Source organism: Rhizobacter sp. (assembly GCF_032229685.1).
GTDB lineage: Bacteria > Pseudomonadota > Gammaproteobacteria > Burkholderiales > Burkholderiaceae_C > LMDS01.
The window spans coordinates 36,112-50,434 of record NZ_JAVTWP010000032.1; the positions used below are offsets into that span (position 1 = coordinate 36,112).

At 68.0% G+C, this 14,323-nt stretch carries 12 protein-coding genes; all 12 read left to right on the forward strand.

Annotated elements, in window-relative coordinates; genetic code table 11:
* Positions 1 to 226 precede the first annotated feature (226 nt).
* The 12 genes from mraZ to AC30PD_RS14665 are packed head-to-tail and all read left to right on the forward strand — an operon-like array spanning position 227 to position 14,323.
* The gene (gene mraZ / locus AC30PD_RS14610) at positions 227 to 655 is read left to right on the forward strand and encodes a division/cell wall cluster transcriptional repressor MraZ (RefSeq protein ID WP_489536382.1); all 429 of its coding nucleotides are present in this window, start codon (positions 227 to 229) and stop codon (positions 653 to 655) included.
* A 14-nt stretch (positions 656 to 669) separates the two neighbouring features.
* Positions 670 to 1,623, forward strand: coding sequence for a 16S rRNA (cytosine(1402)-N(4))-methyltransferase RsmH (gene rsmH, locus AC30PD_RS14615; protein WP_489536383.1), 954 nt, complete (start codon positions 670 to 672; stop codon positions 1,621 to 1,623).
* Positions 1,620 to 1,931: a cell division protein FtsL gene (ftsL, locus tag AC30PD_RS14620; RefSeq protein ID WP_489536384.1), complete on the forward strand. Its 312-nt coding sequence runs from the start codon at positions 1,620 to 1,622 to the stop codon at positions 1,929 to 1,931. Before rsmH ends, ftsL begins: the two co-directional genes overlap by 4 nt.
* An 11-nt stretch (positions 1,932 to 1,942) precedes the next feature.
* A complete protein-coding gene (locus AC30PD_RS14625; RefSeq protein ID WP_489536542.1) occupies positions 1,943 to 3,748 on the forward strand; it encodes a peptidoglycan D,D-transpeptidase FtsI family protein in 1,806 nt (601 codons plus the stop codon).
* A complete protein-coding gene (locus tag AC30PD_RS14630; RefSeq protein ID WP_489536385.1) occupies positions 3,748 to 5,259 on the forward strand; it encodes a UDP-N-acetylmuramoyl-L-alanyl-D-glutamate--2,6-diaminopimelate ligase in 1,512 nt (503 codons plus the stop codon). The genes AC30PD_RS14625 and AC30PD_RS14630 overlap by 1 nt, the downstream gene beginning before the upstream one ends.
* Positions 5,256 to 6,653 carry a UDP-N-acetylmuramoyl-tripeptide--D-alanyl-D-alanine ligase gene (locus tag AC30PD_RS14635; protein WP_489536386.1) on the forward strand — a complete coding sequence of 466 codons (1,398 nt, stop codon included), beginning with the start codon at positions 5,256 to 5,258 and terminating at the stop codon, positions 6,651 to 6,653. Before AC30PD_RS14630 ends, AC30PD_RS14635 begins: the two co-directional genes overlap by 4 nt.
* Positions 6,643 to 7,821: a phospho-N-acetylmuramoyl-pentapeptide-transferase gene (gene mraY, locus AC30PD_RS14640; RefSeq protein WP_489536387.1), complete on the forward strand. Its 1,179-nt coding sequence runs from the start codon at positions 6,643 to 6,645 to the stop codon at positions 7,819 to 7,821. Before AC30PD_RS14635 ends, mraY begins: the two co-directional genes overlap by 11 nt.
* Positions 7,821 to 9,542, forward strand: coding sequence for a UDP-N-acetylmuramoyl-L-alanine--D-glutamate ligase (gene murD, locus AC30PD_RS14645; RefSeq protein WP_489536388.1), 1,722 nt, complete (start codon positions 7,821 to 7,823; stop codon positions 9,540 to 9,542). The genes mraY and murD overlap by 1 nt, the downstream gene beginning before the upstream one ends.
* Positions 9,539 to 10,858, forward strand: coding sequence for a putative lipid II flippase FtsW (gene ftsW / locus AC30PD_RS14650; RefSeq protein WP_489536389.1), 1,320 nt, complete (start codon positions 9,539 to 9,541; stop codon positions 10,856 to 10,858). The genes murD and ftsW overlap by 4 nt, the downstream gene beginning before the upstream one ends.
* The gene (gene murG, locus AC30PD_RS14655) at positions 10,855 to 11,934 is read left to right on the forward strand and encodes an undecaprenyldiphospho-muramoylpentapeptide beta-N-acetylglucosaminyltransferase (RefSeq protein ID WP_489536390.1); all 1,080 of its coding nucleotides are present in this window, start codon (positions 10,855 to 10,857) and stop codon (positions 11,932 to 11,934) included. Before ftsW ends, murG begins: the two co-directional genes overlap by 4 nt.
* The gene (murC, locus tag AC30PD_RS14660; RefSeq protein WP_489536391.1) at positions 11,931 to 13,355 is read left to right on the forward strand and encodes a UDP-N-acetylmuramate--L-alanine ligase; all 1,425 of its coding nucleotides are present in this window, start codon (positions 11,931 to 11,933) and stop codon (positions 13,353 to 13,355) included. The genes murG and murC overlap by 4 nt, the downstream gene beginning before the upstream one ends.
* On the forward strand, positions 13,352 to 14,323 hold the full coding sequence (locus AC30PD_RS14665) for a D-alanine--D-alanine ligase (protein WP_489536392.1): 972 nt from the start codon (positions 13,352 to 13,354) through the stop codon (positions 14,321 to 14,323). Before murC ends, AC30PD_RS14665 begins: the two co-directional genes overlap by 4 nt.

Below are 14,323 nucleotides of genomic sequence, written 5' to 3' on the forward strand. Positions count from 1 at the left end.
CCCGGTGGAACGAAGCGAAGCTTGGCCGCCCTCCAATCTCACCCAACACTTTCATTGCCCCCCGCAAGTCCTTATTTTTGAACATGTTTTGGAGCGATGCTGGGTTTAAAATCAGCGCTAAGTCCTTGATTCCATTGATTTTTGTTTACATCTTGAATTGACCGGGCCGCCCCCGTCCGCTACAGTGGCGCAAAGTGCACTTTAGTGGATGTTTGTGGCGAACAACGTGTTTCAAGGGCCCGCGGCCCTGACGCTGGACAGCAAGGGACGCATCGCCATGCCTGCGCGTCACCGCGAGCGCCTGGCGACGATGGACGTCAAGCAGCTCACGATCACGAAACACCCCGAAGGCAGTTTGATGATATTCCCGCGCCCGGCGTGGGAGACGTTTTCCGAGCGCATCGCGGCGCTGCCGATGGGCGGTGGTGCGTGGCGCCGCGTGTTCCTCGGCAACGCGATGGAAGTCGAGATCGACGCTTCTTCGCGCCTGCTCGTGCCACCCGAGCTGCGCACTTCGGCCGGCCTGGTGCGCGACGTGATGCTGCTCGGCATGGGCAGCCACTTCGAGCTCTGGGACGCGCAGCGCTATGCCGAGTACGAAGCCAAGGTCATGCAGTCTGAAATGCCCGAATCGCTGAAGAGTTTCAGTTTCTGATCGGCCCCGTTTCCATGGACCCTCGCAGCGACTGGCAACACACCACCGTCTTGCTGGCCGAAGCGATCGACGCTCTCGTGACCACGCCGGCCGGCATCTACGTCGACGGCACGTTCGGCCGCGGCGGCCACTCGCGCGCCTTGCTCGAACGGCTGTCGCCGCAAGGGCGCCTGATCGCGATCGACCGTGACCCGCAGGCCGTGGAGGCCGCGAGCGCCGGCGCCACGCGCATTGCCGACCCGCGCTTTTCCATCCACCACACGAGCTTCGCGCACCTGGTGCCGCTGCTGGCTTCGCTCGGCGTGAGCCGGGTCGACGGCCTGCTGCTCGACCTGGGCGTTTCTTCTCCGCAGATCGACAACCCCGAGCGTGGCTTCAGCTTCCGTTTCGACGGCCCGCTGGACATGCGCATGGACACCACCCGCGGCGAGAGCGCGGCAGAGTTTCTGGCCCGCGCCGATGTGCGCCAATTGACGGAGGTGATTCGTGACTATGGGGAAGAACGGTTTGCTCTACAGGTTGCAAAGGCGCTTGTTGCTCGGCGCGAAAGCGGGAACCCTGTTCGAACCACAGGGGAGCTTTCCAACGTCGTGGCTGGTGCGGTCAAAACCCGCGAAGCGGGCCAGAACCCTGCAACGCGCACATTTCAAGCTCTTCGGATTTTCGTCAACGCCGAGCTTGAGGAGCTCGAACAAGGCCTGAGCGCTTCGATCGACGTGCTGGCCCCGGGCGGGCGGCTCGTGGTGATCAGCTTCCACTCGCTCGAAGACCGCATCGTGAAGACCTTCGTCGCGAGCGAAAGCAAGCAGGTGTTCGACCGTCGCGCGCCGTTCGCCGAACCCAAGGCCATGCGCCTGCAGTCGATCGCACGCGTGAAGCCGGGTGACGACGAAGTACGCGGCAACCCGCGCTCGCGTTCGGCGGTGATGCGCGTGGCCGAGCGCACGGACGTCGGGGTGGCGGCATGACACGCCTGAACGTCTTGCTGCTCGTGGCGCTGATCTTCAGCAGCCTGTACCTCGTGCGTGTCTCGCACGACTCGCGCCGCCTGTTCGCCGAGCTCGACCGCGCGCGCAACGAAGAGCGGCTGCTCGACAGCGAGTACGAGCGCCTGCGCTCCGAAAAGCAGTCGCAGGCCACGCCGCTGCGGGTGGAGAAGACGGCGCGCGACAAGCTGGCGATGCGCAACGCCACGCCGGCGGTGACGCAGTACGTGAGCTATGCGCACGCCGCTTCCGGCGTCTCAGGCACAGCCGCCAGCGGGAGTGCACGATGAGCTGGTTCGGCATGAAAACCCCCGGCAGCGCCAGGAAGACCGGAGCGCGCTCCGGCGCCACGCCCAGTGCGCGGAGCGTCAACTACTCGACCAGCCCCTTGCTCGCGTCGAAAACGCCACCGTGGCGTTCGAAGTTCCTGGTCGCGCTGGTGGGCCTGAGCTTCTGCATCCTGCTCGGCCGCGCGGTCTACGTGCAGATCATCGGCACCGAGTTCTTCCTCAAGCAGGGCGAGATCCGCTACGCGCGTTCGCTCACGCTGCCGGCGAGCCGCGGCCGCATCCTCGACCGCAACGGCCAGATCCTCGCCTCGAGCGTGCCGGCCTCTTCGCTCTGGGCGATCCCGAAAGACTTCAGCGCCGACAAGGCCGAGCGCCGCCAACTCGCCAAGCTGCTCGGCATGACGCCGCAGGAGCTCGAAGGCCGGCTCGACGACAACCCCAACTTCGTGTGGCTCAAGCGCCTGGCCGACGACCAGGTCGCCAAGGACGTGCTGGCGCTCAACCTGAAGGGCATCCACCAGCTGCGCGAGTACAAGCGCAAGTACCCCGAAGGCGAAGCGGCCACGCACGTGGTCGGCTTCACCAACGTGGAAGACAAGGGCCAGGAAGGCATCGAACTCGCGTTCGAAAAGGACCTGGCCGGCCGCGACGGCTCGCGCCGCGTCATCAAGGACCGGCTCGGCCGCGTGGTCGAAGACATCGGCGACAGCGTGGCGCCGGTCGACGGGCGCGACATCACGCTGTCGATCGACTCGAAAGTGCAGTTCTTCGCCTACCAGCGCATCCGCGACGCGGTGGCCGAGCACAAGGCCAAGGCCGGCAGCGTGGTGGTGCTCGACGCGCAGAGCGGCGAGCTGCTGGCGCTGGCCAACTTCCCGAGTTATTCGCCCGCCGACCGCCGCAACCTGACCGGCGCGCAGCTGCGCAACCGCGCCGTGACCGACACCTTCGAGCCTGGCTCGACGATGAAACCCTTCATCGCCGCGTGGGCGATGGAAACCGGCCGCGTCACGCCGAACACCGTGATCCCGACGGCGCCGGGCCGCATGACCATCACCGGCTCGACCATCACCGACGCTCACCCGCACGGCGACCTCACGGTGGCGCAGGTGATCCAGAAGTCGAGCAACGTCGGCGTCGTGAAGATGGCGATGCAGTTCCCGCCGCGCGAGATGTGGGAGCTGTACGCGCAGGTCGGCTTCGGGCAGAAACCGCAGATCGGCTTCCCTGGCGCCGTGACCGGGCGGCTGCGCCCCTACAAGACCTGGCGCCCGATCGAGCAGGCGACGATGAGCTACGGCTATGGCCTGTCGGCCTCGCTGCTGCAGATCGCGCACGCCTACACCGCGTTCGCGCACGACGGTGAGGTGATCCCGGTCACGCTCGGCCGCTTGCCTGGCACGCCCGACGCGCCGGTCGTCGGCCAGCGCGTGTTCTCGGCGAAGACCGCACAGGCTGTGCGCCAGATGCTGCAGATGGCTGCCGGCCCCGGTGGCACCGGCCCGAAAGCGCAGGCCATGGGCTACACGGTGGGCGGCAAGTCGGGCACGGCCTACAAGCAGGAAGGCAAGGGCTACGCCACCAAGAAGTACCGCTCGTGGTTCGTGGGCATGGCGCCGATCGTCAACCCGCGCATCATCGTCGCGGTGATGGTCGACGAGCCGAACGCCGGCAAGTGGTTCGGCGGCGACGTGGCGGCGCCGGTCTTCAGCCAGGTGGTGCAGCAGACGCTGCGCAACCTCGGCGTGCAGCCCGACATGGAAGTGAAGACCCAGATCATCACGCACGAAGTGCCGGCGGAAGAGGAGAGCTTCTGATGGCCCTGCGCCCGCTCGCTTCTGTAGACGCCGCGCTCGGCTGGTTCGCGCAGCGTGGCGTGCGCGCGCTCACGACCGACAGCCGGCGTGTGCAGCCGGGGCACGCGTTCATCGCGTGGCCGGGCTACGCGGTCGACGGCCGCCAGTTCGTCTCGAACGCGCTGGCTGCGGGCGCGAGCGCCTGCCTCGTCGAAGCCGAAGGCGCTGAAGTGTTCGCAATCGACGAGCGCGCCGAGGTGGCCGCGATGCACGGCCTGAAGGCCAGCACCGGCGCGCTCGCCAGCGGCTTCATGGGCTCGCCGAGCGAGCAGCTGCGCGTGATCGCCGTCACCGGCACCAACGGCAAGACGTCCACCGCGTGGTGGGTCGCGCAAGCGATGTCGGCACTCGGCCGACGCTGCGGCGTGGTGGGCACACTCGGTGTCGGCGAACCGCCGTCGCCGGGCAAGAACGCAGAGATCGAATTCACCGGCCTGACGACACCCGACCCGGTGACGCTGCAGATGAGCTTCAAACGTTTTGTCGACGCCGGCTTCGAGGCCTGCGCGATCGAGGCTTCGTCGATCGGCGTGGCCGAGCACCGCCTGGCCGGCACGCACATCGACGTGGCGCTGTTCACCAACTTCACGCTCGATCATCTCGACTACCACGGCTCGATGGACGCGTACTGGCGGGCCAAGGCGGCGGTGTTCGCGTGGCCCGGCCTGAAGGCCGCGGTGCTGAACATCGACGACGTGCAAGGCGCCACGCTGGTGCCCACGCTCGACGCCTCGGCGATCGACGTGTGGACGTACTCAACCGTGCAGGCGGCGCGCTTGCGCGCCACCGATGTGGAGTACGTCGACGGTGGCCTGGGCTTCGTGCTGCACGAAGGTGCCGCCCAGGTGGCGGTGGCCACGCGCCTGATCGGCGACTACAACGTCTCGAACCTGCTGGCCGTGATCGGCGGGCTGCGCGCTTCAGGTGTGACGCTGGCCGACGCCGCGCGGGCCTGCACCACGCTCACACCCGTGCCCGGCCGCATGCAGCGGGTCATCGCCGACACCTCGTCGGGCCCGGAGGTCGTGGTCGACTACGCCCACACACCCGACGCGCTCGAAAAGGCGCTGCTCGCGCTGCAACCTTTTGCCACGCAACGCGGTGGCCAGCTTTGGTGCGTGTTCGGTTGCGGTGGCAACCGCGACGCCGGCAAGCGCCCGCTGATGGGTGCGCTGGCGCAGCGCCTGGCCGGGCGCGTGGTGATCACCAGCGACAACCCGCGCAACGAAGCGCCGGCCTTCATCACGCTGCAGATCGTGGCGGGCCTGGCCGGCAACCAGGAACGCGTGACGGTGGTCGAAGAGCGCCGCGCCGCGATCCGCTACGCGCTGCGCGAGGCCGATGCGCAAGACGTGATCCTGATCGCCGGCAAGGGCCACGAGGACTATCAGGAGATTCGCGGCGTGAAGCTGCCGTTCTCCGATGTGGCCGAAGCGTCTGCCGGCCTCGCCTTGCGGGGAGCGCCAGCATGATGACGCTGGCGCAAGCCCACGCGCTGTTGCCTGCTGCCACGCTCGTCGGTGACGCTGCGATCGAAGTGCTGCGCGTGCACAGCGACACGCGCAGCCTGCGCGCCGGTGACCTGTTCGTGGCGCTGAAAGGCGAACGTTTCGACGCGCACGACTTTCTGCCTCAGGCCAAAGCCAGTGGCGCGGTGGCGGCGCTGGCCGAGCGCGGTTTGGCGCAAGCCGGCATGCCGGGCCTGCAGGTCGCCGATACCCAAGCCGCGCTCACCGCGCTCGCCAGCGCCTGGCGCCAGCGCATGCAACTGCCGCTGATCGCGGTGACCGGCAGCAACGGCAAGACCACGGTCACGCAGATGATCGCGACGATCCTGCGCACCTGGCTCGGCGACGCGGCGTTCGCGACCGCGGGCAACTTCAACAACCACATCGGTGTGCCGCTCACGCTGCTCGGCCTGCGCCAGGACGAGCAGACCTGGCATCGTGCCGGCGTGGTCGAACTCGGCATGAACCACCCGGGCGAGATCGCCGAACTCGCCGCCATTGCCGCGCCCACGGTCGCGCTCGTCAACAACGCGCAGCGCGAACACCAGGAATTCATGGCCAGCGTGGAAGCGGTGGCGCGCGAAAACGGCGCGGTCATCGAAGCGCTGGGCCCCACTGGCGTGGCTGTCTTCCCTGCCGACGAAACCCACGCCGCGCTCTGGCACGCGCTGGCCGGTACCCGCCCGACATTGACCTTCGCACTGCAAGGCGAGGCCGACGTGACCTGCCACGCCGAATGGAATGGCGACGCACCCGCACCGCACTGGGCCGTGATGCTGAAAACGCCGGCCGGTGCGCTCGCCTTGCAGTTGCACGTGGCCGGCTGGCACAACGTGAAGAACGCGCTCGCCGCGGCGGCGTGCGCGCTCGCCGCCGGCTGCCCGCTCGACGCTATCGGCCGCGGGCTCGAAGCCTTCGAGCCGGTGAAGGGCCGCTCGCAGGTCAAGTCGTTCATCAACCAAGGCCACAGCGTGACCCTGATCGACGACACCTACAACGCCAACCCCGACTCGGTGCGCGCCGCCATCGACGTGCTCGCGGTGATGCCCGGCCCGCGCTGGCTGGTGCTCGGCGACATGGGCGAAGTGGGCGACCAGGGGCCGGCCTTCCACACCGAAGTCGGCGCCTACGCGAAAGCGCGTGGCATCGAGGCCTTGTGGGTCGCGGGCAGCATGAGCGCGCACAGCGCAAAGGCTTTCGCAGGCGCGCGCCACTTCGACGCCGTGCCGTCGTTGATCGGGGCGCTGGCGCAGGCGCCCGAGTGCCGTTCGGTGGTGGTGAAAGGTTCGCGCTTCATGCGCATGGAGCAGGTCGTGTCGGCATTGATGAACACCGCGGGAGCGCCGCATGCTGCTTAGCCTGGCGAACTGGTTGCAGACGCTGTCGCCGGAGTTCGGCGTCTTCCGTGTCTTCCAGTACCTCACGTTTCGCGCCGTGATGGCCGCGATGACGGCCATGCTGATCGGCCTGGCCTTCGGGCCCTGGGTGATCAAGCGCCTGGCCGAACTGAAGATCGGCCAGCCGATCCGCGACTACGGCGTGGAGACGCACATGGTCAAGAGCGGCACGCCCACGATGGGCGGCGTGCTGATCCTGATCGGCATCGCGGTGTCGACGCTGCTGTGGTTCGACTGGAGCAACCGCTTCGTCTGGATCGTCCTGGTCGTGACGCTGGGTTTCGGGGCCATCGGCTGGGTCGACGACTGGCGCAAGGTGGTGCAGAAGAACCCCGAAGGCATGGCCTCGGGCGAGAAGTACTTCTGGCAGTCGGTGATCGGCCTCGTGGCGGCGCTCTACCTCGCGTTCAGCGTGTCGGAAACCTCGAACCTGCGGGTGCTCGAACTGTTCCTGCGCTGGGTGCAGAGCGGCTTCTCGAACGACCTGCCACCCAAGGCCGACCTGATCGTGCCCTTCTTCAAGACCATCAGCTACCCGCTCGGCGTGTTCGGCTTCATTGCGCTCACCTACTTCGTGATCGTGGGCGCCAGCAATGCGGTGAACCTGACCGACGGGCTCGATGGCCTGGCGATCATGCCGGTCGTGATGGTCGGCTCCGCGCTCGGTGTCTTCGCCTACGTGACCGGCAGCTCGGTCTACAGCAAGTACCTGCTGTTCCCCTACATCCCGGGCACCGGCGAGCTGCTGATCTTCTGCGCTGCCATGGCCGGGGCGGGCCTGGCCTTCCTGTGGTTCAACACGCACCCGGCGCAGGTCTTCATGGGCGACGTGGGCGCGCTCTCGCTCGGCGGTGCGCTCGGCACCATCGCCGTCATCACGCGCCAGGAGATCGTGCTCGGCATCATGGGTGGCGTGTTCGTGGCCGAAGCGCTCTCGGTGATGCTGCAGGTCACCTGGTTCAAGTTCACGAAGAAGCGCTTCGGCACCGGCCGACGCATCTTCAAGATGGCGCCACTGCACCACCACTTCGAGAAGTCGGGGTGGAAGGAAACCCAGGTCGTCGTGCGTTTCTGGATCGTCACCATGCTGCTGTGCTTGGTCGGTCTCGCGAGTCTGAAGCTGCGCTGATGGACTACTTGAAGGACACCACGGTTCTTGTGCTCGGCCTGGGCGAATCGGGCCTGGCCATGGCGCGCTGGTGCGCGCGCTTCGGTGCGAACCTGCGGGTCTGGGACTCGCGCGAGGTGGCGCCCAACGCGGCGGCCCTGGCCGAACACGTGCCTTCGGCGGTGTTGCTGCACGGGCCGCTCACCGACGAAGACTTCGCCGGCGTGAAGCTGGTGTTGAAGAGCCCCGGCCTGTCGCCCCTCGACGAGCGCATCAAGGCGCCGCTGACCCTCGCTGCCGACACCGGTGTGCTTGTGCAGGGCGAGCTCGACCTGTTCGCGCACGCCTTGGCCGACCTGAAAGCCGAACGGGGTTACGCCCCCAAGGTGATCGCGATCACCGGCACGAACGGCAAGACCACCACGACAGCAATGGCCGCGATGCTGATCGCGCGCGCCGGCAAGCGTGTGGCGGTGGCCGGCAACATCGGGCCGACCATGTTGCAGACGCTGGCCGACGCGCTCGAGCTCGAACCGCTCGTCATGGCGCCGCCCGCGGCCGAACTGGTGACGCCTTCGAGCGAGACCGACGATGCGGCCGTGCCGGCCGATGAAGAAGCAGCCGCGCCGGCTGCCGCGGTGATCGATGCCGACGACGACACGCCCGTGCCGATCGTGCTGGCGCCGCCTCCGCCGGCCGAGCCGGTGTTCGAGCACCTGCCGGAAGTCTGGGTGCTCGAACTCTCCAGTTTCCAGCTCGACGAGGCCAAGGGCTTCGAGCCCAGCGCGGCGACGGTGCTGAACATCACGCAAGACCACCTCGACTGGCACGGTTCGATGGCGAACTACAGCGCTGCCAAGGCGCGTGTCTTCGGCCAGAACGCGGTGATGGTGATCAACCGCGACGACGCGGCCGTCGAAAAGCTCGTGCCCGCGCCGGTGATGGTGAAGGGCGCACGCGGCCGGCCGGCACGTGCTGTCGAGCGTGATGTCGTGCGCTTCGGCCTGGGGCGCCCGCAGCGCCCGGGCGACTACGGGCTCGTCGACGAAAACGGCATGGCCTGGCTGGTGCGTGCACTCGAAGCCGACGAAACGATCAAGCGTGGCAAGGGCGGCGACCGGGACGCCGAGGAATTGCACATCCAGCGCCTGATGCCGGCCGATGCCCTGCGCGTGCGCGGCCGCCACAACGCCGCCAACGCACTGGCCGCGCTCGCGCTCGCCAGCGCGGTCGGTTGCCCGCTGGCGCCGATGCTGCACGGCCTGCGCGAATACGCCGGCGAGCCGCACCGCGTGCAGTACATCGCCACCTTCAACGGCGTCGACGCCTTCGACGACAGCAAGGGCACGAATGTGGGCGCCACGGTGGCTGCGCTGAACGGCCTGGGCGACGACAAGGCGCCGGCGAAGCTCGTCGTGATCCTCGGCGGCGACGGCAAAGGCCAGGACTTTTCGCCGCTGGCCGAGCCGGTGCGCCGCCATGCGCGGGCGGTGGCCACGATCGGCCGCGACGCGGCAGGGATCGAAGCGGCGCTTGCCACGACCGGTGTGCCGCTGCAGCGCTTCGAGACCCTGCAGGCTGCGACGCGCTGGTCGTTCGAGCGTGCTCACAGCGGCGACGCGGTGTTGCTGAGCCCGGCGTGCGCGAGTCTCGACATGTTCCGCAACTACGCGCACCGGGCCGAAGTGTTCGTGGCCGAAGTGCAGGCGATCGTGGCCGACAGCGGGGGGGTGCTGGCATGAGCTCTGCTCGGGCTGCGGCCGGCTTCGGGTTCGCCGCATGGCGCGAACGCCTCACCGCGTTCATGCCCAAGCGTGGTGACACCGACAAGACAACCGGCAGAGCCAAGGGCAAGCCCGACACCAAGAGCTCGATCCCCGTGCGCGACTGGATCGACATCGGCAAGGGTGGCCGGCCGACGCGCCTGGCCGGCTTCGACCAGGCGCTCGTGTGCGTCGTGATCGCGCTGCTCGCGCTCGGTGTGGTGATGGTCTACAGCGCGAGCGTGGCCCTGCCCGACAACCCGAAGTTCGCGCGCTACGCACCCACCTACTTCATGACGCGGCAGATCCTCTTCGTCGTGGTCTCCCTCGTGGCGGCGCTGGTGGCGGTGCAGGTGCCGGTCAGCGTGTGGGAGAAAGCCTCGCCCTGGGTCTTCGTCGCGTCGTTGTTGCTGCTGGTGCTGGTGCTCGTGCCGTTCATCGGCAAGGGCGTGAACGGCGCGCACCGCTGGATCCCCGTCGGGCCGTTCAGCTTCCAGCCTTCGGAATTCGCCAAGCTCGCGATCGCGATGTACGCCGCCAACTACATGGTGCGCAAGATGGACATCAAGGAAAAGTTCGTGCGCGCGGTAGCGCCGATGGCCATCGCACTCGGCGTGATCGGCATGCTGCTGCTGGCCGAGCCCGACATGGGCGCTTTCATGGTGATCGCAGTGATCGCGATGGGCATCCTGTTCCTGGGCGGCGTGAACGGCCGCATGTTCTTCCTGAGCATCGCGGTGCTGGTCGGCGCGTTCGTGTTGATGATCGTCAGCAGCCCGTGGCGTGCCGAGCGCATCCTCGCGTTCCTGAAACCCTGGGACCCTTTGTACGCTCAAGGAAAGGGTTATCAGCTCACGCACTCGCTGATCGCCTTCGGGCGCGGCGAAGTCTTCGGCCAGGGCCTGGGCGGCAGCGTCGAGAAGCTGCACTACCTGCCCGAGGCGCACACCGACTTCCTGCTCGCGGTGATCGGCGAAGAGCTCGGTTTCATCGGTGTGGCCTGCGTGATCGTCGCCTTCTTCTGGCTCGCCCGGCGCCTGTTCCACATCGGCCGCCAGGCGATCGCGCTCGACCGCGTGTTCGCCGGCCTGTTCGCACAGGGCATCGGCTTGTGGATGGGCGGGCAGGCCTTCATCAACATGGGCGTGAACCTCGGCGTGCTGCCGACCAAGGGGCTGACCCTGCCGCTGATGAGTTACGGCGGCTCGGCGATCGTGATGAACATGATCGCGCTGGCGATCGTGCTGCGGATCGATATCGAGAATCGCCAGATGATGCGAGGGGGCCGCGCATGAGCGCCAACCACCTCGTTGTGATGGCGGCCGGCACGGGCGGCCATGTGATCCCCGGCCTCGCCGTCGCACGCGAAATGCAGTCGCGCGGCTGGAGCGTGAGCTGGCTCGGCACGACCACCGGCATGGAAAACCGCCTCGTGCCGCCGACCGGCATCGACCTCGACACGATCGGCTTCAACGGCCTGCGCGGCAAGGGCTTGATGCAGACGCTGACTGGCGGCCTGCGCCTGCTCGGTTCGTTCTGGACTTGCCTGCAGATCCTGCGCAAGCGCCACGCCACCGCCGTGCTCGGCATGGGTGGCTACGTGTGTTTCCCCGGCGGGCTGATGGCGGCCCTGCTGCGCAAGCCGCTGGTGCTCGTCAACGCCGACGCGTCGCTGCTGATGAGCAACCGCGCGCTGCTTCCTTTCGCCGAGCGGGTGGCCTTCGGCTTCGACGGTGAAGCGGCACGCTGGACCAAAGACGCGATCGTCACGGGCAACCCGGTGCGCGCCGAGATCGAAAACCTGCCCGAACCTGCAGACCGGTTTGCCGGCCGCAGCGGGCCGTTGCGCCTGCTCGTGGTCGGCGGCAGCCTCGGCGCGCGGGTGCTGAACGAATGCGTGCCACAAGCGCTGGCGCTGCTCGGTGAAGCGCAGCGCCCGCGTGTCACGCACCAGACCGGCGAGGCCAACCACGCCGGCGTGCAGGCGGCCTATGCGCGGGCCAACGTGGCGGCCCAGGTGCTGCCCTTCATCGACGACATGGCCTCGCGTCTGGCCGAGTGCGACGTGATCGTCTGCCGCGCCGGCGCGGTGACGGTTAGCGAGCTGTGCGCGGCCGGCGTGCCGGCGGTGCTGGTACCGCTGGTCGTGAGCACCACCGCGCACCAGCGCGACAACGCGACCTGGCTGGCCGGCAAAGGCGCCGGCATCCACCTGCCGCAGACCGAGCTCACGCCGCGCAAGCTGGCCGACCTGTTGGCGGGGCTGAAGCGCGACGCGCTGCTGACCATGGCCACCAAGGCACGCACGCTCGCCAAGCCGAAGGCCGCAGCGCGCGTGGCCGATCAGATCGAAGGGTTGGCGCTCACATGAAACACGCCGTCAAGCACATTCATTTTGTGGGCGTCGGCGGCGCCGGCATGAGCGGCATCGCCGAGATCCTGCACAACCTCGGGTATGCCGTTTCGGGTTCCGACCAGAGCGACAGCAGCACGACACGCCGCCTCGCGTCGCTCGGTATTCGCGTCAACATCGGTCACGACGCCGGCAACATCGCGGGCGCCGAAGCGGTGGTCACGTCGACCGCCGTGCGCGCCGACAACCCCGAGGTGATCGCCGCCCGCGCCAAACGTGTGCCCTTGGTGCCGCGCGCGGTGATGCTGGCCGAACTGATGCGCCTGAAGTCGGGCATCGCGATCGCCGGCACGCACGGCAAGACGACGACGACATCGCTGGTCACCAGCGTGCTGGCCGAAGCCGGCGTCGACCCGACCTTCGTGATCGGCGGGCGGCTCAACGCGGCCGGTGCCAACTCGCGGCTCGGTTCGGGCGACTACATCGTGGTCGAGGCAGACGAGTCGGACGCGTCGTTCCTGAACCTGCTGCCGGTGATGGCCGTCGTCACGAACATCGACGCCGACCACATGGACACCTACGGCCACGATTTCGCCAAGTTGAAGTCGGCCTTCGTCGAATTCATCCACCGCATGCCGTTCTACGGCGCGGCCATCCTGTGCAGCGACGACCCGGGCGTGCGCTCGATCATGCCGATGATCTCGCGCCCGGTCGTCACCTATGGCTTCGGCGAAGACGCGATGGTGCGCGCGGTGAACGTGGTGGCCGACGCCGGCACCATGCAGTTCACGGTGCAGCGCCGCAACGGCGTGCAGATGCCCGACCTGCGCGTGAGCCTGAACCTGCCGGGCGACCACAACGTGCTGAACGCGCTGGCGGCCATTGCGGTGGCGACCGAACTCGAACTGCCCGACGCGCCGGTGGTCAAGGGGCTGGCCGAGTTCAACGGCGTGGGCCGGCGTTTCCAGCGCTACGGCGAGCAGCCGGTCAGCGAAGCGAACGGCGGCGGCAGCTTCACCTTGATCGACGACTACGGCCACCACCCGGTCGAGATGGCGGCCACCCTGGCCGCCGCGCGCGGCGCGTTCCCGGGGCGCCGCCTCGTGCTCGCGTTCCAGCCGCACCGCTTCACGCGCACCCGCGACTGTTTCGAAGACTTCGTGAAGGTCATCGGCACCGCCGACCTGGTGCTGCTCGCCGAGGTCTATGCCGCCGGCGAAACACCGATCGTCGCGGCCGACGGGCGAGCACTGGCACGCGCGCTGCGAGTGGCCGGCAAGGTCGACCCGGTGTTCGTCGACGAGATTGCCGACATGCCCAAGACCATCGTCGAACAGGCACGCGGCGGCGACGTGGTGATCGCTATGGGCGCGGGCTCGATCGGCAACGTGCCGGGGCTGGTGAGCGAGATGTTGAGCGCGAAAGGGGCAGCGGCATGAGCATCGACGTGAAAGCCCTCGGCAAGGTGGCGGTGCTGATGGGTGGCACTTCGGCCGAGCGCCAGATCTCCTTGATGTCGGGGACGGGTGTGCTGGCCGCGTTGCAGTCGCAAGGCGTCGACGCGCATGCCTTCGACCCGGCCGAGCGCGAGCTGGTCGAGTTGAAGCGCGAAGGCTTCGCACGCTGTTTCATCGCGCTGCACGGCCGCCACGGCGAAGACGGCAGCGTGCAGGGTGCGCTCGAACTGCTGGGCATGCCGTACACCGGCTCGGGCGTGATGGCGTCTGCCATCGCGATGGACAAGGTGATGACCAAGCGCGTCTGGCTCGCCGAAGGCCTGCCGACGCCGCGCTACGTGTGGCTGGCGCCCGAACAACGCTCGCGCGAGCGCATCCGCACCGTGCCCGACGAACTCGGCCTGCCGCTGATCGTGAAGCCGCCGCGCGAGGGTTCGTCGATCGGCATCAGCAAGGTGGCGGGTTATTCGCAGATGCAGGGCGCAGTCGAACTGGCTGCGAAGTACGACGCCGACGTGCTGTGCGAAGAGTTCATCGAAGGCGACGAAGTGACCTGCCCGGTGCTCGGACAGGGCAGCTCGGCGCGCGCGCTGCCGGTCATCAGGATCATGGCGCCCGAAGGTGCTTACGACTACCAGAACAAGTACTTCACCGACGACGTGAAGTACCAGTGCCCAAGTGGCCTGCCGGCGGCCGAAGAAGAAGAGATCCAGCGCATCGTCGTGCAGGCCTACCGCACCCTCGGCTGCCGCGGCTGGGGCCGGGCCGACCTGATGATCCGGCGCAGCGACCGCAAGGCTTTTCTGCTCGAGATGAACACCTCGCCGGGCATGACGACGCATTCGCTGGTGCCGATGTCGGCCAAGGCCGCGGGCCTGAGCTACGAGGCCTTGTGCGTGCAGATCGTTGCCGGTGCGGCGCTCGACGCGACACAGGCGGGCGCTGCCTGA

Coding starts and splice junctions, on each gene's coding strand:
- AC30PD_RS14630 (WP_489536385.1), top strand. CDS start 3,748: ATGGCCCTGCGCCCGCTCGCTTCTGTAGACGCCGCGCTCGGCTGGTTC.
- ftsL (WP_489536384.1), top strand. CDS start 1,620: ATGACACGCCTGAACGTCTTGCTGCTCGTGGCGCTGATCTTCAGCAGC.
- murC (WP_489536391.1), top strand. CDS start 11,931: ATGAAACACGCCGTCAAGCACATTCATTTTGTGGGCGTCGGCGGCGCC.
- murG (WP_489536390.1), top strand. CDS start 10,855: ATGAGCGCCAACCACCTCGTTGTGATGGCGGCCGGCACGGGCGGCCAT.
- AC30PD_RS14625 (WP_489536542.1), top strand. CDS start 1,943: ATGAAAACCCCCGGCAGCGCCAGGAAGACCGGAGCGCGCTCCGGCGCC.
- AC30PD_RS14635 (WP_489536386.1), top strand. CDS start 5,256: ATGATGACGCTGGCGCAAGCCCACGCGCTGTTGCCTGCTGCCACGCTC.
- murD (WP_489536388.1), top strand. CDS start 7,821: ATGGACTACTTGAAGGACACCACGGTTCTTGTGCTCGGCCTGGGCGAA.
- ftsW (WP_489536389.1), top strand. CDS start 9,539: ATGAGCTCTGCTCGGGCTGCGGCCGGCTTCGGGTTCGCCGCATGGCGC.
- AC30PD_RS14665 (WP_489536392.1), top strand. CDS start 13,352: ATGAGCATCGACGTGAAAGCCCTCGGCAAGGTGGCGGTGCTGATGGGT.
- rsmH (WP_489536383.1), top strand. CDS start 670: ATGGACCCTCGCAGCGACTGGCAACACACCACCGTCTTGCTGGCCGAA.
- mraY (WP_489536387.1), top strand. CDS start 6,643: ATGCTGCTTAGCCTGGCGAACTGGTTGCAGACGCTGTCGCCGGAGTTC.